This window comes from Rhodococcus sp. IEGM 1302 (genome assembly GCF_030056935.1).
GTDB classification, from domain to species: Bacteria; Actinomycetota; Actinomycetes; order Mycobacteriales; family Mycobacteriaceae; genus Rhodococcus_F; species Rhodococcus_F qingshengii.
This window is the reverse complement of record NZ_JASHKY010000001.1, coordinates 799,764-823,957: the sequence shown is the minus strand read 5'-3', so window position 1 is coordinate 823,957 and position 24,194 is coordinate 799,764. Positions and strand designations below refer to the sequence as shown.

29 protein-coding genes are annotated in these 24,194 nt (G+C 63.2%); 13 read left to right on the top strand and 16 right to left on the bottom strand.

Annotated elements, in window-relative coordinates:
• Positions 1-2: 2 nt before the first annotated feature.
• The 4 genes from QM609_RS03985 to QM609_RS03970 all read right to left on the bottom strand — a co-directional run bounded on the left by QM609_RS03985 (position 3) and on the right by QM609_RS03970 (position 4,824).
• Positions 3-740: an SDR family NAD(P)-dependent oxidoreductase gene (locus QM609_RS03985; RefSeq protein ID WP_050654592.1), complete on the bottom strand. Its 738-nt coding sequence runs from the start codon at positions 738-740 to the stop codon at positions 3-5.
• On the bottom strand, positions 737-1,762 hold the full coding sequence (locus QM609_RS03980; RefSeq protein ID WP_007729609.1) for a phosphotransferase family protein: 1,026 nt from the start codon (positions 1,760-1,762) through the stop codon (positions 737-739). The genes QM609_RS03985 and QM609_RS03980 overlap by 4 nt, the downstream gene beginning before the upstream one ends.
• Positions 1,759-2,970 (bottom strand): acyl-CoA dehydrogenase family protein, encoded by a 1,212-nt coding sequence (locus tag QM609_RS03975; protein WP_003940162.1) that lies wholly within the window; start codon positions 2,968-2,970, stop codon positions 1,759-1,761. The genes QM609_RS03980 and QM609_RS03975 overlap by 4 nt, the downstream gene beginning before the upstream one ends.
• A gap of 75 nt (positions 2,971-3,045) precedes the next feature.
• Positions 3,046-4,824: an ABC transporter ATP-binding protein gene (locus QM609_RS03970; protein ID WP_283337029.1), complete on the bottom strand. Its 1,779-nt coding sequence runs from the start codon at positions 4,822-4,824 to the stop codon at positions 3,046-3,048.
• 95 nt (positions 4,825-4,919) lie between these two features.
• On the opposite strand from QM609_RS03970, the gene QM609_RS03965 reads away from it, so the two are divergent.
• On the top strand, positions 4,920-5,507 hold the full coding sequence (locus QM609_RS03965; RefSeq protein ID WP_030537226.1) for a TetR/AcrR family transcriptional regulator: 588 nt from the start codon (positions 4,920-4,922) through the stop codon (positions 5,505-5,507).
• On the opposite strand, the gene QM609_RS03960 is transcribed toward QM609_RS03965, so the two are convergent.
• Positions 5,442-6,977 (bottom strand): helix-turn-helix transcriptional regulator, encoded by a 1,536-nt coding sequence (locus tag QM609_RS03960; protein ID WP_050654591.1) that lies wholly within the window; start codon positions 6,975-6,977, stop codon positions 5,442-5,444. The genes QM609_RS03965 and QM609_RS03960 overlap by 66 nt on opposite strands.
• A 170-nt stretch (positions 6,978-7,147) precedes the next feature.
• Here QM609_RS03960 and QM609_RS03955 point away from each other — a divergent pair, with 170 nt between their 5' ends.
• The 6 genes from QM609_RS03955 to QM609_RS03930 all read left to right on the top strand — a co-directional run bounded on the left by QM609_RS03955 (position 7,148) and on the right by QM609_RS03930 (position 10,610).
• On the top strand, positions 7,148-7,522 hold the full coding sequence (locus tag QM609_RS03955; protein ID WP_030537228.1) for a PLDc N-terminal domain-containing protein: 375 nt from the start codon (positions 7,148-7,150) through the stop codon (positions 7,520-7,522).
• Positions 7,519-7,956, top strand: a complete 438-nt coding sequence (locus QM609_RS03950) for a DUF6325 family protein (protein WP_050654590.1) — start codon at positions 7,519-7,521, stop codon at positions 7,954-7,956. The genes QM609_RS03955 and QM609_RS03950 overlap by 4 nt, the downstream gene beginning before the upstream one ends.
• Before the next feature lies 1 nt (position 7,957).
• Complete coding sequence (locus tag QM609_RS03945) at positions 7,958-8,266, top strand: SHOCT domain-containing protein (protein WP_007729626.1); 309 nt, start codon at positions 7,958-7,960, stop codon at positions 8,264-8,266.
• Between the two features lie 65 nt (positions 8,267-8,331).
• Positions 8,332-9,309, top strand: a complete 978-nt coding sequence (locus QM609_RS03940; protein WP_003940299.1) for a DUF1214 domain-containing protein — start codon at positions 8,332-8,334, stop codon at positions 9,307-9,309.
• A gap of 27 nt (positions 9,310-9,336) precedes the next feature.
• Positions 9,337-9,750: a phage holin family protein gene (locus QM609_RS03935; RefSeq protein ID WP_050654589.1), complete on the top strand. Its 414-nt coding sequence runs from the start codon at positions 9,337-9,339 to the stop codon at positions 9,748-9,750.
• A 38-nt stretch (positions 9,751-9,788) separates the two neighbouring features.
• Positions 9,789-10,610, top strand: a complete 822-nt coding sequence (locus QM609_RS03930) for a tyrosine-protein phosphatase (protein WP_047272157.1) — start codon at positions 9,789-9,791, stop codon at positions 10,608-10,610.
• Here the strand turns inward: QM609_RS03930 and QM609_RS03925 are convergent.
• The gene (locus QM609_RS03925; RefSeq protein ID WP_228232248.1) at positions 10,597-11,574 is read right to left on the bottom strand and encodes a DMT family transporter; all 978 of its coding nucleotides are present in this window, start codon (positions 11,572-11,574) and stop codon (positions 10,597-10,599) included. The genes QM609_RS03930 and QM609_RS03925 overlap by 14 nt on opposite strands.
• A gap of 34 nt (positions 11,575-11,608) precedes the next feature.
• Between QM609_RS03925 and QM609_RS03920 the strand changes: the two genes are divergently transcribed.
• Positions 11,609-12,187 carry a TetR/AcrR family transcriptional regulator gene (locus QM609_RS03920; RefSeq protein ID WP_050654587.1) on the top strand — a complete coding sequence of 193 codons (579 nt, stop codon included), beginning with the start codon at positions 11,609-11,611 and terminating at the stop codon, positions 12,185-12,187.
• Positions 12,188-12,237: 50 nt separating this feature from the next.
• Here QM609_RS03920 and QM609_RS03915 read toward each other — a convergent pair whose 3' ends face one another.
• The gene (locus QM609_RS03915; protein ID WP_030536574.1) at positions 12,238-12,864 is read right to left on the bottom strand and encodes a TetR/AcrR family transcriptional regulator; all 627 of its coding nucleotides are present in this window, start codon (positions 12,862-12,864) and stop codon (positions 12,238-12,240) included.
• Between the two features lie 89 nt (positions 12,865-12,953).
• Between QM609_RS03915 and QM609_RS03910 the strand changes: the two genes are divergently transcribed.
• Positions 12,954-13,415, top strand: a complete 462-nt coding sequence (locus QM609_RS03910) for an SRPBCC family protein (RefSeq protein WP_003940411.1) — start codon at positions 12,954-12,956, stop codon at positions 13,413-13,415.
• Between the two features lie 2 nt (positions 13,416-13,417).
• Here QM609_RS03910 and QM609_RS03905 read toward each other — a convergent pair whose 3' ends face one another.
• The 3 genes from QM609_RS03905 to QM609_RS03895 form a co-directional block, all read right to left on the bottom strand.
• Positions 13,418-14,065, bottom strand: coding sequence for a TetR/AcrR family transcriptional regulator (locus QM609_RS03905; protein WP_007730038.1), 648 nt, complete (start codon positions 14,063-14,065; stop codon positions 13,418-13,420).
• A 97-nt stretch (positions 14,066-14,162) separates the two neighbouring features.
• A complete protein-coding gene (locus tag QM609_RS03900; RefSeq protein ID WP_003939707.1) occupies positions 14,163-14,924 on the bottom strand; it encodes an SDR family NAD(P)-dependent oxidoreductase in 762 nt (253 codons plus the stop codon).
• Between the two features lie 73 nt (positions 14,925-14,997).
• The gene (locus QM609_RS03895; protein ID WP_007730036.1) at positions 14,998-16,143 is read right to left on the bottom strand and encodes an acyl-CoA dehydrogenase family protein; all 1,146 of its coding nucleotides are present in this window, start codon (positions 16,141-16,143) and stop codon (positions 14,998-15,000) included.
• Between the two features lie 140 nt (positions 16,144-16,283).
• On the opposite strand from QM609_RS03895, the gene QM609_RS03890 reads away from it, so the two are divergent.
• Positions 16,284-16,892, top strand: coding sequence for a TetR/AcrR family transcriptional regulator (locus QM609_RS03890; protein WP_050654586.1), 609 nt, complete (start codon positions 16,284-16,286; stop codon positions 16,890-16,892).
• Between the two features lie 26 nt (positions 16,893-16,918).
• Positions 16,919-17,497, top strand: a complete 579-nt coding sequence (locus tag QM609_RS03885; protein ID WP_050654585.1) for a DUF7822 domain-containing protein — start codon at positions 16,919-16,921, stop codon at positions 17,495-17,497.
• A gap of 7 nt (positions 17,498-17,504) precedes the next feature.
• Here QM609_RS03885 and QM609_RS03880 read toward each other — a convergent pair whose 3' ends face one another.
• Together QM609_RS03880 and QM609_RS03875 are read right to left on the bottom strand one after the other, a co-directional pair.
• Positions 17,505-18,746, bottom strand: coding sequence for an RNA polymerase sigma factor (locus QM609_RS03880; RefSeq protein ID WP_050654584.1), 1,242 nt, complete (start codon positions 18,744-18,746; stop codon positions 17,505-17,507).
• A gap of 6 nt (positions 18,747-18,752) precedes the next feature.
• Positions 18,753-19,097, bottom strand: a complete 345-nt coding sequence (locus QM609_RS03875) for a YciI family protein (protein ID WP_007730031.1) — start codon at positions 19,095-19,097, stop codon at positions 18,753-18,755.
• Positions 19,098-19,237: 140 nt separating this feature from the next.
• Between QM609_RS03875 and QM609_RS03870 the strand changes: the two genes are divergently transcribed.
• The gene (locus tag QM609_RS03870) at positions 19,238-19,714 is read left to right on the top strand and encodes a DUF309 domain-containing protein (RefSeq protein WP_003940372.1); all 477 of its coding nucleotides are present in this window, start codon (positions 19,238-19,240) and stop codon (positions 19,712-19,714) included.
• Positions 19,714-20,352 (top strand): LON peptidase substrate-binding domain-containing protein, encoded by a 639-nt coding sequence (locus tag QM609_RS03865; protein WP_003940076.1) that lies wholly within the window; start codon positions 19,714-19,716, stop codon positions 20,350-20,352. The genes QM609_RS03870 and QM609_RS03865 overlap by 1 nt, the downstream gene beginning before the upstream one ends.
• Before the next feature lie 6 nt (positions 20,353-20,358).
• Here the strand turns inward: QM609_RS03865 and QM609_RS03860 are convergent, their stop codons facing one another.
• From QM609_RS03860 to QM609_RS03845, 4 genes are read right to left on the bottom strand one after another with little or no spacing between them, the layout of a single operon-like run.
• On the bottom strand, positions 20,359-21,174 hold the full coding sequence (locus tag QM609_RS03860; RefSeq protein WP_042926525.1) for a mycofactocin-coupled SDR family oxidoreductase: 816 nt from the start codon (positions 21,172-21,174) through the stop codon (positions 20,359-20,361).
• 58 nt (positions 21,175-21,232) lie between these two features.
• Positions 21,233-21,859, bottom strand: coding sequence for a LutC/YkgG family protein (locus QM609_RS03855; protein WP_050654583.1), 627 nt, complete (start codon positions 21,857-21,859; stop codon positions 21,233-21,235).
• Positions 21,856-23,376 carry a LutB/LldF family L-lactate oxidation iron-sulfur protein gene (locus QM609_RS03850; RefSeq protein WP_047272064.1) on the bottom strand — a complete coding sequence of 507 codons (1,521 nt, stop codon included), beginning with the start codon at positions 23,374-23,376 and terminating at the stop codon, positions 21,856-21,858. The genes QM609_RS03855 and QM609_RS03850 overlap by 4 nt, the downstream gene beginning before the upstream one ends.
• Complete coding sequence (locus tag QM609_RS03845) at positions 23,373-24,122, bottom strand: (Fe-S)-binding protein (RefSeq protein ID WP_050654582.1); 750 nt, start codon at positions 24,120-24,122, stop codon at positions 23,373-23,375. Before QM609_RS03845 ends, QM609_RS03850 begins: the two co-directional genes overlap by 4 nt.
• Between the last annotated feature and the right edge of the window lie 72 nt (positions 24,123-24,194).

Here is a 24,194-nt window from a genome sequence, read left to right as displayed (position 1 = left end):
TTTCAGGCGGAGTAGCCGTTGGTCCCGGCCCGCGCCATGACGACCTTCGGAACGACCGCTCGAGACGAGAGCTTGAGCAGACCGTCCACCAACTCCACGACGTCGTCGACCTTGATCATGGTGTCCGGTGTGATCCGATCGTGTGTCCATGCCGACATGTCGGTGTCGACGTAACCGGGAGCGATGGCCGTCGCACTGACGCCGTTTCCGGATTCCTCGGCGTTGAGTGCCTCGACCATCGAAATCAGCGCAGCTTTGGTGGCTCCGTAGACGGCCAGGCCGCTCTCGGCATACACACCGGCCATCGAGGCGAGAGCGATCACCTTCGCTCCGCCGGCAAGGTCCGCGTCCGCCGCTGTACGCAGGAGCGGCAGCGACGCTTGCAATAGTGCAAACGGTGTTCGGAGATTGACGGCAACGGTCTTGTCGAAACGTCGCATCGGGTAATCCGCTACTCGCCCACTGGTTCCCACTCCGGCGTTGAGGACGAGAGCCCTCATGGAGCCGAATCGCTCATTGTGTGTGGCGACGAGTGCTGCGGCGAAGTTCTCGTCCGCCATGTCGCCGGCCGAGACGACGACGTCCGGCGATCCGGCGCGGGTAAGTTCTTCGGCGACAACGGCGAGCCGCTCGGTATCACGCGCCGTAATGGTCAGCCCGTACCCTTGCGAAGCCAAGCGTGTTGCGATGCCGAGCCCGATTCCCTTGGAGGCGCCGGTGACCAGTGCTGATCGAGTCATTCGAATTTCCCTTGCAGTGCGTTGAGTCCGGCCGAGATCAGTTCCGGCACAGAAGATCCAGCCTTGTCGAATCCCCCGCCGACGGTGGCTCCTGCTCGGAATCGGTGATCGATGCCCTGCGCCACGACGGCGAGTTTGAAGAACCCGAGCGCCATGTAGAAGTTCCAATGCGCCAGTTCACGACCCGAAACGGACGAATACCGTTGCGCCAGATCGACAACGGACGGTAGCGACGGGCTCGTCCACGCAGCAGGCTCACCCAGAACCAGATCCAGCGCGGGATGCCGATAGACGCACATCATCGCGATGTCCGCCAGCGGATCTCCCAGCGTCGACAGTTCCCAGTCCACCACTGCGGCAACCTTGGTGACGTCGTTCGCCGCGAGAATCGTGTTGTCGATCCGGTAGTCGCCGTGCACGATCGACGAGGCTGATTCCGCCGGAATCAATTCCGCGAGGCTCGACGCCAACCTGTCCACGTCGGCCGAGTCCTCGGTCTTGACGCGTGACCATTGACCGGCCCACAACTTCACCTGGCGGGCTACGTAACCGTCGGGTCTGCCGAGTTCGCCGAGACCCACTGCGGTGTAGTCGACGTCGTGCAGTGCAGCGAGAACACGCACCAACTCGTCGGTGCACTGCGTGACCTGCGCTGCCGGAACAGCTTCCAACTCGGTTTTGGTTCGGATCACTTGACCGGTGACGAACTCGACCACCGTGAACGACGCACCCATCACCGAGGCGTCCTCGCACAGCACGACGGTCGGCGCGACCGGCACGGCGGTGTTCTGCAACGCCGAGGTGATTCGGAACTCACGCGCAACGTCGTGCGCCGACGGCGTGAGGCCGGCCGTGGGTGGACGACGGAGAATCCACTTCGAGTTGTCGTCGAAGATTCCGTAGGTGAGATTGGATTTGCCGCCTGAAATCAGTTCGGCTCGCAACTCACCGCTCACCTCGACGCCTGCGGCTTGCAGATACTTGTGGAGCGCCGCGAGATCGAGTCCTGGAAAGTCCGTCACTTCGACTCCTCCCGAGCAGCGCGCTTCGCAGCTCCGACAACACGTTTCGCAATTGCCCAGCGATGAACCTCGGACGGGCCGTCGTAGACGCGGAAGGGACGCACTTCGCGGGACAAGCGTGCCAGCGGCAGATCGCCGGACACGCCCATTCCGCCACACATCTGAATGGAGCGGTCCACGATCCGGAAGATCGCCTCGGCAGCGTAGGTCTTGGCGATGGACGTCGCGTTGCTCGCGTGCCCGCCCTGATCGAGTTCGAAGCAGGCCTGCACCAGAAGTGCGCGGCTGGCTGCGATGTCGATCTCGTTGTCGGCGACCATCTTCTGGATCATTCCGAGATCACCGAGTTTCGAGCCGAAGCCTTCTCGTTCGGCAACCCTGGCCACGGCGACGTCGTGGCCGCGGCGCGCTGCACCGAGCCAGCGCATCACGTGCGTCATGCGGGCGGGACCGAGGCGAACCTGCGCGTAGGCGAAACCTTGATCGACCTCACCGAGAACGGCCTCGTCGGGTACGAAGAGATCCTCGAACGTGACCTCGCAGTGCCCGCCGATCATGGCCTTGTCGAGGGTGTCGATGTGTCGACCCACTACCAGGCCGGGAGTGTCCGTCGGCGCCAGGAACATGGTCGCTCCGCCGCGCTGCCCGGGCTCACCGGACGTGCGCGCCATGATGATGAAGAACCCGGCGCCGTCGGCGCCGGTGATGAACCATTTCTTACCGTTGATCTTCCAGCCACCGGGGACTTTCTCGGCGCGGGTGTTCAAAGCCGAAGGATCGGATCCCGCTCCCGGCGCGGGTTCGGTCATGGCGAATGCCGACCGCATGTCCCCGCTTGCGAGCGGCGCGAGGAACTGCTGCTTCTGTGCTTCGTTCGCCACGTGGGCCAGCATGTGAACGTTGCCCTCGTCCGGCGCCGCGATGTTGAGCGCCGTCGGCCCGAATAGCGAGTAGCCGGCTTCCTCGAAGACCGGCGCGCGATCACTCATGTTGAGTCCGTGTCCGCCGTACTCGATCGGCGCATGCGGGGCGAAGACACCGGCTTCTTTTGCTGCCGACTGCATCTCGATGCGGATTGCATCGCCACCCGCTACAGCGATGTCACCGGCGTGTTCGTCTTCGATGGGGAGCACTACGTTGCGCGTGAAGTCGCGCGTCTTCTCGATCAGCGCCACCACCTCGGGCGCGTACGTCAGATCGATTGCCACCAGCCACCTCCGAAAGAACATCCCGACCGAGCGATCGCTCGGTATCAGCACTCTCGCACACGCCGACGCGTCGGGTCAACAATCCTCGAGCATTGCCTCGCCCTGATCGAGCCGGCCGGCAACCACCATGTCGCGGTACAGATCGTCCTTGTCCATGAGCTCGTCATGGTTGCCGATGTTGCGGATCCGACCGTCTTCCATGACCACGATCCAGTCGGCGTCACGCACCGTCGAGAGCCGGTGAGCGATAGTCACCACGGCCCCGGTGCGCGCACGTTCGTTGATCGCGTCGACAATCGCGGCTTCGGTGAGCGTGTCGACCTGGGCAGTGGCTTCGTCGAGCAGAAGCAAAGCACTCGGCCGCAGAACTGCGCGCGCCATCGCGATCCGCTGACGTTGGCCGCCCGACAGCGAAGTGGCCGTCAGAGCGGTGTCGAGTCCGTTGGGCAGGGCCTCGATCGCGTCGTCGAGCCGGAGCAAGCGCAGAACGGCCTGGACTTCTTCGTCCGTCGCATCGGGATGGCTGAAGACGACGTTCTCCCGAATCGTTCCGGGCACCACCGGTGTCTCCTGCTCCACGTATGCGAGACTCTCGCGCACAGCGCGGTGATCGAGCGCGTCGTAACCGACTCCATGCAGGAGAACCTCACCCGATCGCGGTTCGACAAATCGCAGCACGGTCGAGAGCAAGGTCGTCTTTCCTGCACCCGACGGGCCGACGATGGCCATGTGCCCACGCGTCGGAATGACCAGCGAGACATCGCGCAACGCCGGCTGGTTCGATCCGTGGTAGCTCACGGTGACGTCGCGCAACTCGATCAGCGGCGCGGCAGCGTTGGTTTTCGCGACCACGTCCACGACCTCGTCGTACTGCTCGGTGGGCAACGACTGCATCTCGCGAATCCGGATAGCTGCCGCGATTCCCGACTGAACGGAGGTCACGTTCTGCGCAAGCTCCGACACCGGCCCCATCAGGGTGAAGGCGTAGAGCAGAAACGCGATGAGCGTCGAGACTGCCATTTCGCCGTCGGCGACTCGCCAGGCACCAAAGCCGAGGATGGCAATGATCGATCCTTGAATGGCGGTCCACGCGACAGTCCACGCGGTTGCCGACACTCGAACTGCCGTGATCGCATGCTTTTTCGCCTCGGACGCATTGTTCGTCACCAGAGCGCCGACGCGATCCTCGGCGAGGGAAACTTTGACCGTCCGGATCGCACGCAAGCCACCCTCGAGTACGCCGCCGAGCTGACCGAGCGATTCCTGGGTTCGCGCTTCGGCTGCGGAAATCCGAGGCATCAGAACGGCAAAGAGTATGGAGGCGAACACGATTGCCACCATGGTGACGCCCAACAACGGCAGATCCAGTACGCCCATCAGAACAATCGTTCCGATGGTCAACGCGGCTGCGTTCAGAATATTCACCGCGGCCGACGACGCAGCCTCCCGCAGCAGCAAGGTGTCAGACGTGACCCGGGTGACCAATTCACCCACGGATCGCGATTGCAGCGAAGGTACGGTCGCCGCCAGGAATCGCTTCACCAGCGACGACCTGGCGTCGAAGACAACCTTCTCGGCGGCGGTTCCGAGAACGATCCACTGAGCACAACCGAGCACGGCACCGACGATCAGAAGGACGACGAGCGTGAGGATAGGTCCTTTCAGCGACGCACCGGCATCGAGGGTGTCGAGAACCCACTTGGTGACCATGGGCGTTGCCAGCGTCGCCGCGGAGCCGCACAGCGCCAGTACCAATCCGAGGAGGAGCGACGGCAGATGCGGTCGAGCGAACTCCGAGAGGACGCGGAGATTGCTCCATTTCGGTGCGGGCTGAGAAGCGTCGGATTCAAGCATGAATTTATGGAACACGAATGTTCCATAAAGGGCAAGAGAAATTCCGATTCGGAAACACTGGATACCGAAACCGGACACGGCTACGCTTCGGATTCGTGACAACGATCCACAGCGCGCCAGAACAAAGCGCGACCCGCGAGCGCACACGGAAGGCCATCCTCGATGCTGCCGTTTCGGTGTTCGCATCCAAGCCTGCTGCGACCCTCAGCGAGATCGCTTCGGCCGCAAAGGTCGGCCGGACCACTTTGCACCGCTACTTTCCCGAACGGTCAGACCTGGTCGACGCAGTCGCGGCCGAGGCCACCCGCGCCGTCGGAGAGGCAGCAGCAGCAGCTCGACTCGGCGAGGGTACGGGAGCCGAAGCGCTGGTTCGCCTGTGCCATGAATACTTCGAACTGGCCGACCTCTTGACGGTCCTGTTCTTCACTCCCGGTGTGTATCAGGAAGATTCGTTTGCCGAGTCCGCGTCGAACGACGACTCAGTCACCGATGCCATCGAGCGCGGACACTCCGACGGTTCCATCGACCCCGACATGGGTTCGGACTGGGTGCAGAACCTGCTGTGGTCACTGCTCTACACGTCGATGGACTACGTGAACCGTGGTTCCGGGACGCGCCTACAAGCCTTGGACCTGACGGTTCGCAGCCTCCGCCGCGGAATCGCCCCCGATCCCGCGGTCTAGGTTGTCGGCTGCTTGGACTGCGGCACGCCGTTTGGTCACGCCTAGTTTGCGGTAGATCGAGCGAATGTGAGTCTTCACAGTGGGATAGGCGATGCCGAGGTGCGCAGCGATCTCGTCTGCAGTCATCGTAGTTCGCAGAAAAGTGAGGATCTCTTTCTCACGTTCCGTCAGGACTCCGGCGAGTTTGGCAGAGAGCTGGCCCCGTTTTTCCAGAATCGTGCGTAGGAGCTCGTGGTGTCTCGACCCCCGGACCGCGTGCGCTGTCAGGAGGTCGACAACTACCGGATCGCCGCTCAGAAATGGGGCGAGAATGCGCTCGGGGATTGCCTCGGCCAGCGCACGATCCAACTGCTCGTGTGCCTGCGGTCCACACCCTGCGACGGAGCTCAGGGCGGCAGACGTGACAAGGGTGCTCACCAGCGCGTATCGCGGCAGCGCGGCCGAGGTTGCCAAGCGAAGCGCTTGAGCCGACGGTTCCGGATCCCCCATGACTCGGTAGAGCTCCGCGAGAAGCGCGTGAGCGACCGCAGCACCTGTTCTGGTCAGCGTGGGCATTGCGATGCGGCGAGCTTGCTCGTCCTGTCCTTGAGCGTGGGCGAGCCAGGCCGTGGTGACGCGCCGCAGCGTATCCCAAGGAATGCCGTGCTTGTCCGCAGTGCTCACGCCTCGCAGCAGACGAGCGGCGTTGTGGTACCGGTCTTCCCGGTTCAGAGCGATCAGGCTCATCACCAGGTACAGACGGGCGAGCGCCTCGAAGTTGGTTCCGGGACTGCCCTCCACGATGATCGAGTCGAACTGAGCGATCGCTTCCTCGAAGTCGCCACGCCAGTAAGCGATGCACCCTCGATTCGACTGTGGGAGTCCACCTTCGAAGCGTTCCCAATCGGACGCCACATCTCGCGCAGGAAGGCCGTCGAGGATCTGTTCGGCTTCGGTGAATGCTCCCGCGTGGGTCAGCGCAAAGGCCAAGTTGGACTGTGCAAGACGCAATGTCTCCGTGCGCGACTGCAACTGCGCCTCGTCGCCGGCCGAGCGAAGTAGCGCGATGGCACGAGGAAGGTCACGACGAAGCCTGACCTCGGTCCATCCGAGGAGGAAAAGCGCGGACGGGTAATCGTCCTCGGGCTCGCACTGGGCGAGCGCGTGACGCGCGCGATCGGCGATGACGGCCTTGGTCGAGGTGTCCGGAGCGAGCAGCAGGTCGGTGAAGCAGACGACAAAATCGTCGGACGCCACCCGCAGACCCTGCCCGCGGAGAAACTCAGCGCCGTACGGATCACCGCTGAGATCGCGGCAGCACGCCCGTATCAGCAGGATGTGCGGATCGTGGGGATCGGGATGAGCAAGGCAGAGCTGCTCGAGTTCCCTGGTGTGAGATTCGAGAATCAAACGAAGCCAGTTTTTCCGCAGGACTCGTCGAGCCTGCTCCGCCTCACCAGAGGCGAGTGCGTCACGCACGGCTTCGATCATGTGTCGAAGATACTCGAGACGTTCGATGTCCGTGGAAATCCGGTCTCATCCGCTTCGGATGAGACCGCGATCGAAGCCTGCGGAAACCAGTGAGAATTGCCGGAATCAACCGAAATGCGCTAGTCGGCGGAATCCCGGTGCGCAGGCCTGACACGAAACGGATAAGACACATGAGCTTCTGGGAAAGCCTCGGCTGGATGCTGTGGGCAACCGTCTTCATCGGATATCTCTTCGCGCTGTTCGCGATCATCGCCGACCTGTTCCGCGACCACAAGCTCAGCGGTTGGTTGAAGGCCGTCTGGGTGTTCTTCCTACTCTTCCTGCCCATCCTCACCGCGCTCGTCTATCTCGTCGCCCGCGGCGAAGGGATGACGGAACGCAGCAACAAGGCCGCACGCGACGCCGAGAAGGCCGCCGAATCGTATATCCGCGAGGTCGCGGGGAAGAGCCCCAGCGAGGAGATCGCCGCAGCCGCAGCACTGCTCGAAGCCGGAGCGATCAGCGAGGACGAGTTCGCCGCACTCAAGCTGAAGGTCCTCTCGTGAGTGCCGCGCGTTTCGGCCCCGTCGACTTCTACCTTCTCGGCCTGCCTGGGCAGAGCCTCGACCCGGCCGCGCTCTCCGCACTGACCGACCTTACGGATACCGGCCTGGCGCGGCTGCTCGATCTGATCGTCATCTCCAAGTCCGAGGACGATGAACTCACCCTCATCGAAGTCGAGGAGTTGCCGAACGGCTTCGAGATCAACGTCGAGATGCTCGGCGCGTCCGGTCTGCTCGGGCATGAGGACATCACCGAACTCGCGGCAGCCATTCCCACCGGTGCCACAGCGCTGCTGGTCGCGCTCGAGCTGGTCTATCAGCGCGAACTCGCCGCACGCACCGCTGCGTCAGGCGCGGTGCTACTGGGTTACGAGCGGATACCCGCACCCGTCGTCAATGCCCTCATGGACACGATCATCCCGAAATTGGAGGTCTGACATGCCGTACATCCCGAGACGAGGCCGCCCCGGACTGCTGGGCCTCGCCGCCCGCACCGCGGTCGTCACCGGTACCGCGACCGCCGTCAGCGACGGTATGGCCACCCGCCGGCAAAGGAGAGCTCAGGCCGACTACGAGCAGGCGCAGTACGAATTCGCCCAGCAGCATGCCGCACTCCCGATGCCCACACCCGCACCCGCGGCCCCGGTCGATCTCGTCGCCGAGTTGCAGAAACTCGGCGACCTCAAATCACAAGGCCTGCTGAGCGACGCCGAGTTCCAAGCCGCGAAAGCGCGACTGCTCGGCTGATTCACCCCGACGGGCCATGGATTACCGCGCCCGCTTCCGTACCCCGACACCGATTGGAACCCACTATGTCCACGATCGCCGTCAACGTCCTGAACTTCAATCGGGCAGAGTCCGATCTCATGTTCGCTCGCCTGGCCGCGGGCGTCGGCCTGGGCACGTGGAACCACACTCGTGATCTCGGGTCACTCGACAACCAGCCGATCATCCGCCAGAACCGCGACACTCTGTACAGCAGCGCGATCATCGACGTGCGCGAGAACGTCACCATCACGGTGCCCGATACCGGCGAGCGCTACATCTCCGTGTGGGTGGTCAGTCAAGATCACTTCGGTCCCGTCATCCTGCGCGACCCGGGAGAGCACCTGCTCACGCGTGAATTGGTCGGGACCGACTACGCCGCACTGATCGTGCGCATCCTCGTCGATCCGAACAGCCCCGAAGACGTCGCCGAGGTGAACCGGTTGCAAGACGCCCTCAACATCGACGGCGGCGGAACGGGAGAGTTCCCGTTGCCCGACTACGACGAGCAATCGCAGACCGAGACCCGCGACGCACTCCTCGCACTCGCGCGAGGCATCACCACGTACGACCATTCATTCGGTACCGCTGCGGAAGTCGATCCGATCAGGCACCTGCTCGGTACCGCATCCGGCTGGGGTGGCCTTCCCGAGTACGAGGCCACCTACGTCAACTTCGACGAACGTCTCCCGGTCGGGGAATACCGTCTCCGCCTGAACGATGTTCCCGTGGATGCGTTCTGGTCGGTCTCGCTGTACAACGCGGCCGGATACTTCGAAGAGAACGCTCTGGGCGTCAACAGCATCAACAGCCTCACGGCCACCCCAGACTCCGACGGCAGCACCACCATTCGCTTCGGGGTCCATCTCGACGGCGTCGCGAACGCACTGCCCATCATGCCCGGGTGGAACTACGTACTGCGCCTGTACCGCCCCCGTCCCTCCGTGCTCGACGGCACCTGGACGGCGCCTCGTCCCGAAGCCCTGCAGCAAAGCGTTCCCCACGCACACACCACTCTCGGGTGACTCGACCTGACCACGGAGGTACAAGCCATGCGTCTGTTATTTCAGCTCATTTCGCAATGTGTTCTCGGCGCGATCGCGCTGATCGTCGTGCATTTTGCTCTTCCCGGGGTCAGCCTGGGCGTGAACGGCTTCTTGGCCGCTATCGGTGTATTCACCCTCGCACACATGATCCTCGGCCCATTCGTGCTCAGCGTGGCACTGCACTACGCAGCTCCGCTCGCGGGTGGTGTCGGTTTGGTCGCCACACTGCTCGCGCTCTGGGTTGCGACCCTGGTCCCCGACGGTATCGAGATCAGCGGCGTCGGGTCCTGGATCCTCGCCCCGATCATCGTGTGGGTGATCACGGCATTGGGCGGGTGGATCTTCATGGCTCTCGTCATCGACAAGTGGATCAAGAGACGCAATGCCGAAAAGCTCGTGCGCAGTGTGCAGAAGGCATGAATGATCAGTTCGGAAACGGAACCCACAAGGAGTCAGCCATGCCAACTCACCCGCTCGATCGCCGCGTTCTCCTGAAGACCGCTCCGAACTTCCGGGACCTCGGTGGCATTCCTGTTGCGGACGGCACCGTCCGCGCGGGCGCGCTCTATCGTTCGGCGACTCTGGCGAAACTCGACGGCGACGACCTTGCCGCGGTCGCCGACTTGGACGTCCGGACGGTATACGACCTGAGGACCGCCGCCGAGCGCGACGGCGCACTCGACAATCTCCCTGACTCGACGCGCACAGTCTGGCTCGACGTACTTGCCGACAATGCCCAAAACGCCGCGGCCACTGGACTACTCATGACGGACCCGGTCGCATACGCCGAGACCATCAGCGATGGACGTGGGATCGCACAGATGGAGGAAGCCAACCGCAACTTCGTCAGCCTGCCGTCCGCTCTCGACGCCTATCGCACGTTCTATCTCGACCTCATCGACGAAAAACGCTCCGGGGCAGCACTTTTCCACTGCACCACCGGCAAGGATCGAACCGGGTGGGCCGCGACCTCTTTCCTACTCCTCCTCGGGGCCGACGAAGCCGATGTACGCGCCGACTACCTGGAGACGAACACCGATCTGGCCCCCATGACAGAACCGATTCTCGACTTCGCCGCGAGCAAAGGCGTTGACGCAGAAGTGCTACGACCCCTCCTCGGAGTCCGTGACAGCTATTTCGACGCAGCTCTCGACGAAATGCGCACGCACTTCGGCACCGTCGAGGACTACGCAATCAACGGACTGAAGCTCACCGCAGAGCAACTCACCGCGCTCCGCGAGCGGTTCACATCCCGATCGGCCTTCATCAGCGCGACGTGATCGAAGCTCTCGCCGGGCAGGAATCCGTGCCCTCGTCCTGCTTCTTCGGGCGATTGCCCACCCGGGTGACCACGACGACGGCGACGATGCCCACCGCCAAGCCGAGCGCGGTGAACGGAGTGAAGGATTCTCCGAACATCAGTGCGCCCCAGACCGCGGTGACGGGGGCGATCAAGAACATCAGGGTGTTGACGGACGTAATGCCGATGCGGCGGAGCAACAACCAGTACAGCCCGTAACCACCGAAGGTGGACAACACGATCAACCAGAGCAACGCGATCCAGAATGTGCTGATACTCGGCGGTACGGCAGCATCCGAGACGATCGCCAGAGTTGTGAAAACTATTGCGCTGGTTGAGCAGTGGATGGCCAAAGCCTGCAGTGGCGGTGTGGACGTGGGAGCGCGTTGCTGGACGAAGGTGGATGCAACCAGGCTGAGCATCCCCAGGAACGGAATCGCGTACGCCCACCACGGCGCCGATGTACCGGCCCCGGCATCGGCTGCCGTGACCATCGCGACGCCGCCCAGTCCGATCGCCAACCCGATCCACTGCATACGCGGGACTGCGACCCCGAGGACCGGGCCGAGCAGAGTCGCCGCGACCAGCGGCTGAATACCGTCGATCAGTGCGGTGGTTCCGGTGTTCACACCGAGATCGACTGCCCAGTACACAGACAACAGGTAGCCGCTCTGAGAGAGCATTCCGATCACCACCTGCCTGCCGAGAGTCCGCGGAGTCGGCACCATGTTCCGGCGCCGGGCGGACAGCCAGACAATCGGGACGAGTACCGCCACGAGCGGAAGGAACCGCCACATCAGCAACGTAGGGATCTCGGCACTGTCGGCCCCGAGTTTGGCTCCGATGAAACCCGAACTCCAGCACGCGACGAACAGGACCGACAAGGTAGCCGTCACGGCAGATCTCGAGGTCACGATCCGAGGTATACCGATCTGTTTACTCATGAGTCCGACTATACAGATCGGTATACTTTTGTCCATGGCAGAGGAATTCACACCCGAATTGACTCCAAAAGCGCGTCGCATTCTGGAGTCTGCGTCGAAGCTGTTCTACGAAAAGGGGATTCATGCCGTAGGCGTGGATACCGTCGCACTGGACGCCGGGGTCACGAAGAAGACTTTGTACGAACGGTTCGGCTCGAAAGACGGTCTGGTCGTGGAATATCTGAAGGATCGAGATCGGCGGTGGCGAATCTTTCGCGACGGGAAGCTCGCATCAGCCGGACACAGCCGCGCCGAGCAGTTGAGTGCGGCATTCGACGCTTCCGCCTCCTGGTCCAAGGCGAGCGGAGGCAAGGGTTGCAGCATGGTCAACGCTCACGCCGAGTTCAGCGATCGGTCACACCCGGTGTTCGCTGTCATCGCCGAACAAAAGCGGGAGATGTCAGACCTTTTCCGGCGCATTCTGGCGACGGACGGACTAGCCGACGAACGTCTCGTCGAGGCAATCATGCTGCTTCACGAAGGTGCCCTCGTCGCAGACGGGATCGGTATCGGCACCGACCCCTTCGGCGCCGGCCGGGACGCGGCGCTCGAATTGCTCAAAAATTCAGACTGATTCGCGCAGTTGCCCCCACAGTCACTCCCCCACCCGCTTCGCCCCCACAGTCACTCCCCCACCCGCTTCGCCCCCACCATGCGCCTCGCTATCTCCAAATACCTCTCCACCAACTCGTCCGGAGACAACTCACCGTCCGGTCGGTACCAGACCGCGACGGCGACGCACATCGTCACCACGGCTCGGCTGGCGTCCTCGGGATGGTCGGCCTCGAACACTCCCGAAGCGACGCCGTCGAGGACGATCCGGTCCACCTGCTTCTGCTGTTCGTCGCGCTGGGCGATGTAACCAGCCCGGCTGTCGGGCTCCATGCTGCGGATCTCGGAGGAGGCGACGAACGACTGCTCGCGTCGAAACATGTGGAACCGCAACAGAGATTCGATCACCGCGTCGAAGCGATCGGAGGGATCGTCCCCGGCATCGAGTTCGGCGGCGCGGCTTCGCTCCAACAACTCCGTCATCACCACGGTCGCCAGACCGATCAGCAGAGCCTGCTTGGACGGGTAGTGGTGGTAGAGCCCCGGCACCGACAGCCCGGACCGCGACGCGACGTCACGGATCGAAGTCCCGTGATAGCCCTGCTCGACGAACGCCTCCAGCGCCGCAGCGAGCGGTTTCGGTAGTCCCAGGTCTTCGTAATCGCGCCAGGACCCGCGTACCGGAAGCTCGTTCGTCATACCGATACCGTAGATCGCTCTTGCGCCGCCGCCGAACACGTCGGAGCCATTGGTTAGAGTCGGTGTTCACCGAAAGACAGGGACCAGTCATGATCCATGTTCGCCACACCGCGGTTGCTGCCGTGCCGGTTGATGTCGCCTTCGACTACATCGACAACTACCGCAATGTCCCGACGTGGATGTTCGGTGTTTCCGAGTTCACCCCGTTCGGAGAGTTCGATCAGGGACTCGGCGCCACGTTCGACGCGGCCATGCAGATCGGGCCGAGCACGTTGCGCTCCAAACTCGAGGTCACCGAGTGGGAGAAGAATCGAATCATCAAGCTGTCTTCGCTCGGCGGTGTATCCAACTCGTCCACGTGGGAGTTCGCCGCGATCGACGATTCCAAGACCGAGCTTTCCGTCGACTTCGCCTACAAACTGCCCGGCGGCATTGCCGGCAAGGCACTCGGCCGATTGATCGGGCCGTTCGTCGAAAACGCTGTCAAGAACAGCGAGGAAACACTGCGCCACAGCCTCGAGGAGCAGTTCGCGGCCCGCGGCGAAGGCTGAAACTACCCGCGGTCGCCTTCGAGTCCCAGCGCGTTGGCCCACACCTGAGTAGCCGTCTTGACGACGTCCTCGAACGGGACGGGGTTGCCGTCGGCGCCAGGTTCCTCGGAGACGAATGAACTGTAGGCAAGACGGCTCACCATCGCCGACAGTGCTCGGGAAGCCAACAGCGGGTCCAACGAGGCATCTGCCTTGCCAGCCGCTTGCAAGCGTTCGATGGCTCGGGCATTACGAGAAATGAAGGTCTCGGCTCGGTCCCGACGCAGTTTCGCGAAGGCCGGATCGATGTGCGATACCTGCTCGAGTAGGCCCATGAGTTTGGCGTTGCGGCGAAAAGCCGTCAGGTAGGCACGGTTGCTCGATTCGAGGACCGCATACGGATTGTCGACGTCGCGGACCCGTCCCATGCCGGGGTGCAGCATGTCTTCCTGCGCGACGTCGAGAACTGCGGCGAAGATCTGCTCTTTGTTGTCGAAGTAGGTGTAGAACGTGCCGGTGGAGCAGTTCGCTTCCTTGGTGATGTCCGTGAGACGGGCGTCGAGATACCCTGCGCGCTCGAACACCGTTCGAGCCGCTGCGACCAAAGAAGCCCTGGTCCGGACGCCGCGGGCAGTCACCGGCAGGTCACGCAGAAGCTCCGTCGCAGCCATGGATGGTGGCGGACGGTCTTCCCAGTTCTCCTGAGGTTCGGCGCGAGAGGTCACCAGCTACTTATACGGCAAAGCCGGCGACATCTCGGCATCGGCGTCAGGTGATGGTGATTCCTCCGTCGACGGCGATGGTCTGACCGGTGACGTATCCGCCGGCCTCGGACGCGAGCCACACCATGGTGGCCGCGAGCTCTTCCGGATCGCCCATGCGGCCGAGGATCAGGCGCGGAGCCATCGCGTCCAAGTAACCGTCGTTGTATTGGTCTGTCATTTCCGACTTGAAGAAGCCGGGCGCGATCGCGTTGACGCGAATGCCCTTGCGCGTTCCCCACTGCTGTGCGAGGTCGCGGGTCAATCCGACGACGCCTGCCTTGCTCGCCGCATAGGCGGCCTGCGGGAGTCCGGCGGTCGTCAATCCGAGAATGCTCGAGATGTTGACGATGGAGCTGCCCGGGAGCATGACGCGGCCGCAGGCCTGCGCTGCCCAGTAGGACCCGTTGAGGTTGATGTCGATGACGGCGCGGAACTGGTCCGGGGTCTCGCGGGTCGCCGGAACGGCAGTTCCGACGCCGGCATTGTTGACCAGCACGTCCACGCGGCCGAACTTCTCCATCGCGGCGTCGACCATGTTCTGAGCCTGAGCCGGATCGACGATGTCGGTGGCCACGCACAATGCTTCGCGGCCTGCGTCACGCACGAGCTTGGCCGTGTCTTCGAGCTTGTCGACGCGGCGAGCAGCGAGGACGACGTCCGCGCCGGCCTCTGCTGCGGCTTTCGCAAACGCCACCCCGAGGCCCGACGACGCACCGGTCACGATGACCACTCGATCGGTCAGAGAGAACTTGTCGAGAACAGACATGCGCGGTGATGCTCCTGTGTCGTCGGGTTCGGGAAGTGGCGGTTGCAGTGACGTATCGACTGCAGTTGCGAAATTACAGGCCGAGATCGCGGCCGATGAGTTCCTTCATGATCTCGTTGGATCCGGCCCAGATCTTGGTGACGCGGGCGTCCATCCACGCGCGAGCGGCGCGGTACTCGGTCATGAAGCCGTAGCCACCGTGCAACTGAACGCAGTGATCGAGGACCTCGTTCTGCACCTGCGCGGTCCACCACTTAGCCTTCGCGGCGTCGATGGCGGTCAGCTCGCCGGCAGCGTGTGCCGCGACGCAGTTGTCGACGTAGGCCTGGGTGACCTCGATGCGGGTGACGAGATCCGCGAGAAGGAATTTGTTCCACTGCAGCGAGCCGATCGGCTGACCGAAAGCCTTGCGGTCCTTGGCATATTGCAGCGTCTCTTCGAGGATCGGAGCGGCGTGCGCGATGTTGGACACCGCAGCGCCGACGCGCTCCTGCGGCAGCATTTCCATCATGTGGATGAAGCCGCGGTCGATCTCACCGATGATGTTGGTGGACGGCACGCGAACGTTCTCGAAGAACAGTTCGGCGGTATCGGACTCGTGCTGGCCGACCTTGTCGAGCTTGCGTCCGCGCTCGAAGCCTTCCATGCCGGTCTCGACGGCAAAGAGGGTGATGCCCTTGGACTTCTTCTCGGGACTGGTCCGAGCCGCCACGATCACGAGGTCGGCGTTGTAGCCGTTGGTGATGAAGGTCTTGGAGCCGTTGATGATCCAGTCGTCGCCGTCCTTGACCGCAGTGGTCTTGAGCGAGGCGAGGTCGGATCCACCGGAAGGCTCGGTCATGCCGATGGCCGTCAGCATCTCACCGGTGCAGAACTTGGGCAGCCAACGCTGCTTCTGCTCTTCGGTGGTGAGCTGAACGAGGTAGGGAGCAACGACGTCGGCGTGAATGCCGAAGCTCGAGGCAACAGCTGCACTGGCGCGCGAGAGCTCTTCGGCCAGAACCGCGTTGAAGCGGTAGTCGCCGGCTTCGCTTCCGCCGTACGCCTCCGGAACCTCGAGTCCGAGGAAGCCGTTGCGTCCCGCTTCGAGCCAGATTTCACGATCGATGAAGCGCTGGTCGATCAGCTTCTCTGCGACCGGAAGGATGTTCCGGTTGACGAATTCGCGAGCAGATTCGCGAAATGCCTCGTGATCGGGTCCGTACAGAGTGCGACGCATGACGAGTTGCTTCCTTTCGGCGTGGCAATGCCACACGTAACGATGTTCCTAAGCATTCGCTTAGAATCTAAGCACCTGCTTATAGTGAATCGAGAGCGGGATATTGTCAACATCGAAATCCGTCACACCTGGAGGAAACCGTGAGCGATTCACCTGACGTGGTGATCAGCCCCTCCAAAGCTGCGGCCCGTATCCGCGCGGCAGCCGTGGACGCTTTTGCCTCTGCCGGCTACGGCGGCACCACCACCCGTGACATCGCCGCGCGACTCGACATGAGTCCCGCCGCCATGTACCCGCACTACCGCTCGAAAGAAGAGCTGCTTTTCGCGATCAGCTACGAAGGCCACACCGAAGCGTTGAAGGTGGTCGAGGGCGCCGACCGACCGGGTGAAGAACCGTCCGTTCGTTTGCAGGAACTGATCAGCACCTTCGCCAGTTGGCAGGCCGGGCACCATTCACTCGCTCGCGTTGTCCAGTACGAACTCACTGCCCTCACACCAGAGCACTACCGAACCGTCGTCGCGCTTCGCCGCAGCACGACGCGGGTGGTCCGGGAGGTTGTCGATGCCGGCGTGCAGTCGGGCGATTTCACGATCCCCGATGCCGAAGGCGTCACCCTCGCCTTGATGTCCCTGTGCGTCGACGTGTGCCGCTGGTTCCCGGCCGGCAACTACACGAATCCGGAAGACATCGGAAAACTGTACGGAGACCTGGCATTGAGGATGGTGGGCGCCGCCCGAATCAGGTGACGCCGACCGCAGAAAGGACTCGGCCAGTGGCCAACCGCACCTATCTCTACTCGACCCCTGTTGCTCCGCATGAGAATCCGGCTGCCGCTCGCGCCCGAGGTCTCACCGGTATCTCCGAGTGGTCGTACGCGATACCGCTGGTCCCGAGGATCCTTGTGTCCGTGAATCCCGTCGCCCAACAGTCGATCATCTGGGACGACACCCCCGACCTGATCGCGGTCACCGCGCCCTGTGGTCCTGGTATCGCCCGGCTCGAAGACTTCCTCGGCCGAATCGATCACCCCGAACTCGGCACGATGGCCGGCGATGCGCTGCGTTTCCTGCGCAGCCACACCGAACCCGACCACTACTTCGTCCTCGAGTGCGGCGAGATCTTCGACATGGACGACGAACCGTTCGCCGAACAGGGCACGGCCCTGATGACCGGTCTGGCGGACATCGACGCCGAGATGGAAGCGGCGCTGGCCACGCTCGCACCCGTCAAGCCAAGCTTCTGGGAGCGACTGTTCACGCCGACTCAGGAGAGCGTCGAGGAACCGCTACGCGAGCTCGGCCTCGGTTACTGGTCCGAGACCCTGTACTTCGATCTCGACGTCCCTCGATAGGAGCCGATCAGTCCGAGATCTCACCCAACCGACGCTCCAGGTAGGCCCGCTCCGGTTCCGTACCAACGAGTTTCAGAGCTTGTCGGTACGCGGATGCCGCTGCGTCGGTGCGCCCCAACCGAGCAAGTAGTTCGGCTCGTGCAAGGTGATACGGATGGTAGTCGGCAAGTTTGGGCTCCGCTGCCAGTTCCTCCAGCGCAGTCAGCCCGACTTCCTCGCCGTCGCGCATCGCCAACGCTACTGCCCGATTGACGGCCACGACCGGCGACGGAGTCAGCGTGAGGAGCACTCCGTAGAGAGCGCAGATCTGTGGCCAGTCGGTGCTCTCCACATCGGCGGCCTCGTGGTGCAATGCGGCGATAGCGGCCTGCACCCCGTACGGCCCCGGCGCTCCCCCGGTCAACGCGACTACGACGAGGTCGCTGCCTTCCTCGATCATCGGCTGGTCCCAGCACCCGCGATCCTGATCTTCGAGGAGGACGATCCCGCCGGCGGCGTCGGTACGGGCATCCCGACGCGCGTGGACGAGAAGCATCAATGCAAGCAACCCGGCGATCTCGCGCTCATCGGGAAGCAATGCGCGCAAGATCCTCGCCAGCCTGATCGCCTCCACCGCCAGGTCGACGCGTTGCAGATCCGGACCCGAACTCGCTGCGTACCCCTCGGTGAACACCGAGTAGATCACCTGCAGAACACCGGGCAAACGTTCCGGGAGTTCTTCGGCGCTGGGAGTGCGGAAGGGAATCCGAGCCTGACGGATTTTCTTCTTCGCGCGCACGATCCGCTGCGCCATCGTCGCCGAAGGAACGAGGAAGGCCCGAGCAACCTCGGGCGTCGTCAACCCTCCGAGGCAACGCAAGGTGAGTGCGATTCGGTCGTCCTCGGCCAGCGCTGGGTGCGAGCAGGTGAAGAACAGCTGCAACCGCTCGTCGGGAAGTTCTCCGTCGACCGTGGGCGGCGCCGGGTCGGCACGATCGGCGTCCACCTGCATCACCGCCAATCGCGCCGCATAGGCCTGATCACGACGAAGCCTGTCGACGGCTTTACGACGCGCCGTGGTCAGCAGCCAGGCGCCGGGTTTAGCCGGCACTCCGTCCACGGGCCAGTGCACCAACGCGGCCTCGACGGCTTCGGAGGTGACTTCCTCGGCCAGATCCAGATCACCGAAGCGGCGGACGAGCGAGGCCAAGAGTCGTCCGCGTTCCTCCCGGAACACTGACTCGATGGAGTTCTCGGCCTGCTCGTCCACGGCGAATCAGTCCCCGAACCCGGCCAGTGGACGCACCTCGACGCTGCCGCCGTCGCGCGCGCCGGGGCACCGCGCGGCCCAGGCCAGCGCCGCATCCAGATCAGGGACGTCGATGACGTCGTAGCCGCCGAGGATCTCACGGGTTTCAGCGAAGGGTCCGTCAGTGACGGTCTTTTCTCCGGACTGCGAGACCCGAACCGTCGTCGTAGTCGTCAGATCGGCGAGGGCATCGCCGGACACCCAGATGCCGGCATCCTTCATTTCCTTGTCGTATTGCTGCCAGTCCTCGAACGTGCACTGGGGTTCGGTGTCTCCGCCGGGTGCGGTGTAGATGAGCAACATGTACTTCATGACTGACTCCTTGGTCTGTTGTTTTTCTTGCGGCTTTCCTGCCTTACAACATGACGACGAACGGTTCTCCCCGGAATCGACAGGCGACTCGAAAAAACTTTTGGCGAGTTCGGCCGAGGCGCTGCCGTTAGGCTGAGTGTATGACCGAACGCGACCGGGACGCCGCTGGGAAACCCCTCAATTCGCGGCCCCGTGACGGACTCGGACGTCCACTGCCACGCGACGCAGCGGGCGGTGTCCCGCGCATTCCGGACGATGTACGCCTGCCACCAGACGAGTCGATCACCGAGGCGCAGCGCCTCCTCGACCACGGCATGCCTTTCCACGCACACGAGATTCTCGAAGGAACGTGGAAAAGCGCGCCGCCCGAGGAACGTGACCTGTGGCAGGGACTGGCTCAGTTGGCCGTCGGGCTCACCCATCTGCTTCGGGGCAACAACACCGGCGCCGTCTCACTCCTCGGCCAGGGTCACGACCGCATCAGGCACTACGAGGTCGAGAGTCCGCACGGCCTCGATATCCCCGGTCTACTGACGTGGTCCGAGCACCTGCTCGCCGAAATCGATCGCCCCGGCGATTTCCCCGCCCCTCCGATTCCGAGGTTGAGAATCCCCTGATGCCCATCTTCCCCATGTTTCCGCTCGGCTCCGCTTTGCTACCGGGTGAGGTGTTGCCCCTGAACATCTTCGAACCTCGGTATCGCGCACTGGTCGAGAACGTTCTCGAAGCTGCCGACGGCCCACTGTTCGGAGTAGTGCTCATCGCTCGTGGCCACGAGGTCGGTGGCGGCGAATCACGTCACGACGTCGGCACTCTGGCTCGGATCGAGTCTCATGTCGCCATGGGTGCCGGGCGGTATCAGTTGTATTGCCGGACCGAAGACCGCATCCGGGTCAATCGATGGCTGCCGGACGATCCCTACCCACTTGCCGAGGTCGAATTGTGGCCTGACGAGAACAACGGAACACCAGTCACTGCTTACGAATACGACTCGCTCCTCGAGCGCATCGAGTTCATGTACGGAATGTTGGGAAAGCTCGCACTTCGGGCCGGCGAACAGACTCCGCGAATGCCCGTCCCACCGGATCCCTTGGATCCGCTGGGTTCTCGGCTGTATGCCCTCGCCAGGAGCATTCCGATGGGTGACGCCGATCGCCTGGCGATTTTGACCGCGCCAGGCGCCGACGAACGTATTCGGACACTCTCGGAGGCAGTCGAGAACACCATCGAGGTCGCGCAGTTCAATCTCCTCTGAGCGCAACTACGCCATCGTCTGACCCATGTCGATGACGATCTTCGTCCCGGTGACCGCGCGGGAGAGGTCCGTCGCGAGGTAGACGACGGCGTTGGAGATGTCCTCGACGGTGGTGCGCGGGACCGAGGTGAGCGGCCACTTGTAGGAATTCATGTACTCCGGGTGCGCCGTGAGTACCTTGCCGACGTTGGGGTCATTGCCCATCTCGGTCTCCACGGCCCCCGGATGAATGCTGTTGACTCGAATGTCGAAGCCGCCCAATTCCGTTGCCGCAGTGCGTGCCAAACCGACGAGCCCGTGCTTGGCCGCCGAGTAGTGCGCGCAACCGGGCGCTTCGGCGACGCCGGCAGCACTACTCACAATCACGATGGAGCCACCGTTGCCCGCCTCGATCATTGCGGGAACCGCAGCCGCCATCGTGCGCCACACACCGTTGAGATTGATGTCCACCAGCGTCGACCACTGCTCTTCCGGCATCTCCCAGAAACGATTCCACGTAGCGATGCCCGCATTGGCAATCACGACGTCGAGGCGACCGAACTTGTCGACGCCCGACGCCACCGCCGCACGCAGTGCCTCGAGGTCACGGACGTCCGCTACAGCGGTGACGATCTCGCGCCCCTCCGCTCGCACGAGACGAGCCGTTTCTTCGAGGTCGGCTTCAGTCGCGGCCGCGTAACCCACGTCTTCGGACACCGACGCGCACACGTCGACAGCGATGACGTCTGCACCTTCCTGCGCGAGTCGAATCGCGTGATTGCGTCCCTGACCCCGCGCTGCACCGGTGATGAAAACGACCTTGCCTGCCAACAGTTGTGTCATGGCCGGGACGTTAGACGCTGATGTGGCCCGCTGCCTCCGAGTTCCCGCTCGACGGGAATCAACCGTCGACGATGACGACGTGAAGATTCCTCGGACCATGGACACCTTCGACGCGCTCGAGTTCGATGTCGGAGGTCGCCGACGGGCCGCTGATCATGGTGGTGGGGCGCTCCGGTGTCAGCTTCGCAATCGCCTCCGGCACTCCCACTTCCACACTGCTGCGATACACGACGCAGATGTGTGTGTCCGGTACCAGTGTCAACGCACGGCGTCCCTGTGATGGACCGGCGTCGAGGAAGATGGTGCCGGTTTCGGCGCACGATACCTTCGAGCCGGTGACAACGGCGTCGAGGTTCTCGAGTTCAGGAGCCGGTACGTCCGGGCTGTCCACCACCAGCGTTCCGTCGAATCCGGCTACCCATGATCGGTCGAGGCCGGCGGGGATCCCCAGAGTGTGTAGTCCGCGCCCTTTCAGTATTCCGGCGACGGCCTCGGCGATTTCTGTTGCAGCGCAATGGTGAACGTGCGCCTTGTAGTCCACCAGACGGTCGACGAACAAATCGATGAGTTCCTCGTCGGACATGGTTCTGCCAGTCCGGTAGTTTCGCGGTATCTCGCCTTCGCGGGCGGGCGCCAAGGTGATGGCATCACGAATGCGTCCGAGCACCACTTCACGTGAATTCATCTGTCCGCCTTCCCGTCACGACGAGCCTCGTCCAATGCCGCGCGGCCTTCGTCGGAGTCCCACCAGGATCGGAAGGTCTGCTTGGGCGGTGCGGGAATGTCTCTGGCAGCTGTCCAACCGTTCAATGGAGGTGGCAACGTAGAGATCTTCCCTTTCCTGCCGGCCACGACGCGTCCGAGCCCGGCAGCTTTCTGAGCCAACGTCCACCGGCCCTCGGTCGACATCGCCAGAGAGGCGGCTTTCATCGCCAAAGACTCTGCCGTGACACCGGATTGCTCGACCTTCTGGTGCCGCAATTCGACGAGCAGCGAGGGTATGTCGATCTTGACCGGGCAGGCGTCGAAGCACGCACCGCACAGACTCGAGGCAAAGGGAAGCGTCGAGTTGGGATCGTCTTTGCCATGCATGCCCGCGAGCTGCGGAGTCAGCACCGCGCCGATCGGTCCCGGATAGGTCGATCCGTAGGCGTGACCGCCGGTGCGCTCGTAGACCGGGCACACGTTCAGACACGCCGAGCACCGTATGCAGCTCAGGGCTTCCCTCCCGATCTTGTCGGCAAGCGCGGCAGTCCGACCGTTGTCGAGGAGGACCAGGTGGAACTCCTGTGGACCGTCGTCGGGCGTGACGCCGGTCCACATGGAGGTGTACGGGTTCATCCGCTCCCCCGTCGAGGACCGCGGCAGCAGTTGCAGGAAGACCTCCAGATCCTGATACGTCGGCAGAATCTTCTCGATGCCCATCACGGTGATCAGTGTTTTCGGCAGCGTCAGGCACATTCGCCCGTTGCCCTCCGACTCCACGACGGTCAGAGTGCCCGTGTCCGCGATGCCGAAATTGGCGCCGGAGACGGCGACCGGCGTCGTCATGAACTTGTGGCGTAAGAACTTTCGTGCAGCTGCGGCAAGTTCGGCCGGGTTCTCCCCGAGGTTCGGATCGACATCTGGCATCTCACGAAGGAATATCTCCCGAATCTCGGACCTGTTGCGATGGATCGCGGGAACCAGGATGTGCGACGGTTTGTCGTGGCCGAGTTGGACGATCAATTCCGCGAGATCGGTCTCGTAGGCGGTGATTCCGTGGGCTTCGAGATGCTCGTTGAGACCGATCTCCTGCGTGGCCATCGACTTGACCTTGATGACCTCGTCGGAGCCGGTGGCTTTGACAAGTTCGGTCACAATGGCGTTGGCCTCGTTGGCATCCGCCGCCCAATGCACATGCCCACCGCGCGCGATGACTGCAGCCTCGAACTGTTCGAGCAGTTCCGGCAACCGCGCCATGACGTCGGCCTTGATCGCCGAACCCGCGTCACGCAGCTCTTCCCAATCGGGCAGCTCTCCAGTCACGTTGATGCGCTTGGCACGGATGGTGTGCGTCGCCTTGCCGATATTGCGTCGCAGTTGCGCGTTGGCCAGCTCGTGATGTGCTGCGACGGGGAATTTCTCAGTACCTCGCAGGAACCCTGCACCCTCGGGCGACCTCGGCGGGAAGCTGGGCAGACCCAGCGTCACAGCGCTCATGCGTGCACCCGGCTTTCCACCGACGCCAGAATCTCCGCGAGGTGAATGGTCTTGGCGCCCATCTGCAGTCGTGACATACCGCCGCCGATGTGCATGAGGCAGGACGAGTCTCCGGCGCTGCAGAATTCGGCGCCGGTGTCCGCAACGTGGCGAATCTTGTCCGCCAGCATGGCCGTCGAAGTCTCCGCATTCTTGATGGCGAAGGTGCCGCCGAATCCACAGCAGGAATCTGCTTCGGGGAGTTCGACCAGATCGATGTCGCGGACGTTGCGCAGCAACTGAAGTGGCTTGTCCCCCACCCTCAACATGCGCAGTGAGTGACAGGTCGGGTGATAGGTGACCCGGTGCGGGAAGTACGCGCCCACATCGGTGACCCCGAGAACGTCCACGAGGAATTCGGAAAGCTCGTACGTCTTTGCCTTCACGGTCTGCACCTGTCCACACAGCGACGCGGTGCCGTAGCGCTCGGCGACGATCTCGTGTTGATGACGGACCGAACCGACGCACGACCCCGATGGTGCGACAACCGCGTCGATCGACGCATCACCGAAGGTGTCGGCGTAGTTCGCGACCAGCGGTAGTGCGCCCGGCTGATAGCCGGTATTGACGTGCGTCTGCCCGCAGCAGGTCTGCCCGGACGGAAACACGACGTCGTGCCCGAGACGGGTGAGCAGGAGGGCGGTGGCCTTGACGGCGTCGGGAAACATCGTGTCCCCGATGCAGGTGGCGAACAGCGCTACTCGCATGTGGTTCCCCGCAATCTGTCGGTGTGGTCTGACCACAGTAATACATCCCCGTACAGGCCACCCCATAAACGG

Coding starts and splice junctions, on each gene's coding strand:
- QM609_RS03985 (WP_050654592.1), bottom strand. CDS start 740: ATGACTCGATCAGCACTGGTCACCGGCGCCTCCAAGGGAATCGGGCTC.
- QM609_RS03970 (WP_283337029.1), bottom strand. CDS start 4,824: ATGCTTGAATCCGACGCTTCTCAGCCCGCACCGAAATGGAGCAATCTC.
- QM609_RS03960 (WP_050654591.1), bottom strand. CDS start 6,977: ATGATCGAAGCCGTGCGTGACGCACTCGCCTCTGGTGAGGCGGAGCAG.
- QM609_RS03955 (WP_030537228.1), top strand. CDS start 7,148: ATGAGCTTCTGGGAAAGCCTCGGCTGGATGCTGTGGGCAACCGTCTTC.
- QM609_RS03945 (WP_007729626.1), top strand. CDS start 7,958: ATGCCGTACATCCCGAGACGAGGCCGCCCCGGACTGCTGGGCCTCGCC.
- QM609_RS03940 (WP_003940299.1), top strand. CDS start 8,332: ATGTCCACGATCGCCGTCAACGTCCTGAACTTCAATCGGGCAGAGTCC.
- QM609_RS03935 (WP_050654589.1), top strand. CDS start 9,337: ATGCGTCTGTTATTTCAGCTCATTTCGCAATGTGTTCTCGGCGCGATC.
- QM609_RS03930 (WP_047272157.1), top strand. CDS start 9,789: ATGCCAACTCACCCGCTCGATCGCCGCGTTCTCCTGAAGACCGCTCCG.
- QM609_RS03925 (WP_228232248.1), bottom strand. CDS start 11,574: ATGAGTAAACAGATCGGTATACCTCGGATCGTGACCTCGAGATCTGCC.
- QM609_RS03920 (WP_050654587.1), top strand. CDS start 11,609: ATGGCAGAGGAATTCACACCCGAATTGACTCCAAAAGCGCGTCGCATT.
- QM609_RS03915 (WP_030536574.1), bottom strand. CDS start 12,864: ATGACGAACGAGCTTCCGGTACGCGGGTCCTGGCGCGATTACGAAGAC.
- QM609_RS03910 (WP_003940411.1), top strand. CDS start 12,954: ATGATCCATGTTCGCCACACCGCGGTTGCTGCCGTGCCGGTTGATGTC.
- QM609_RS03905 (WP_007730038.1), bottom strand. CDS start 14,065: ATGGCTGCGACGGAGCTTCTGCGTGACCTGCCGGTGACTGCCCGCGGC.
- QM609_RS03900 (WP_003939707.1), bottom strand. CDS start 14,924: ATGTCTGTTCTCGACAAGTTCTCTCTGACCGATCGAGTGGTCATCGTG.
- QM609_RS03895 (WP_007730036.1), bottom strand. CDS start 16,143: ATGCGTCGCACTCTGTACGGACCCGATCACGAGGCATTTCGCGAATCT.
- QM609_RS03875 (WP_007730031.1), bottom strand. CDS start 19,097: ATGAAGTACATGTTGCTCATCTACACCGCACCCGGCGGAGACACCGAA.
- QM609_RS03870 (WP_003940372.1), top strand. CDS start 19,238: ATGACCGAACGCGACCGGGACGCCGCTGGGAAACCCCTCAATTCGCGG.
- QM609_RS03865 (WP_003940076.1), top strand. CDS start 19,714: ATGCCCATCTTCCCCATGTTTCCGCTCGGCTCCGCTTTGCTACCGGGT.
- QM609_RS03860 (WP_042926525.1), bottom strand. CDS start 21,174: ATGACACAACTGTTGGCAGGCAAGGTCGTTTTCATCACCGGTGCAGCG.
- QM609_RS03855 (WP_050654583.1), bottom strand. CDS start 21,859: ATGAATTCACGTGAAGTGGTGCTCGGACGCATTCGTGATGCCATCACC.
- QM609_RS03850 (WP_047272064.1), bottom strand. CDS start 23,376: ATGAGCGCTGTGACGCTGGGTCTGCCCAGCTTCCCGCCGAGGTCGCCC.
- QM609_RS03845 (WP_050654582.1), bottom strand. CDS start 24,122: ATGCGAGTAGCGCTGTTCGCCACCTGCATCGGGGACACGATGTTTCCC.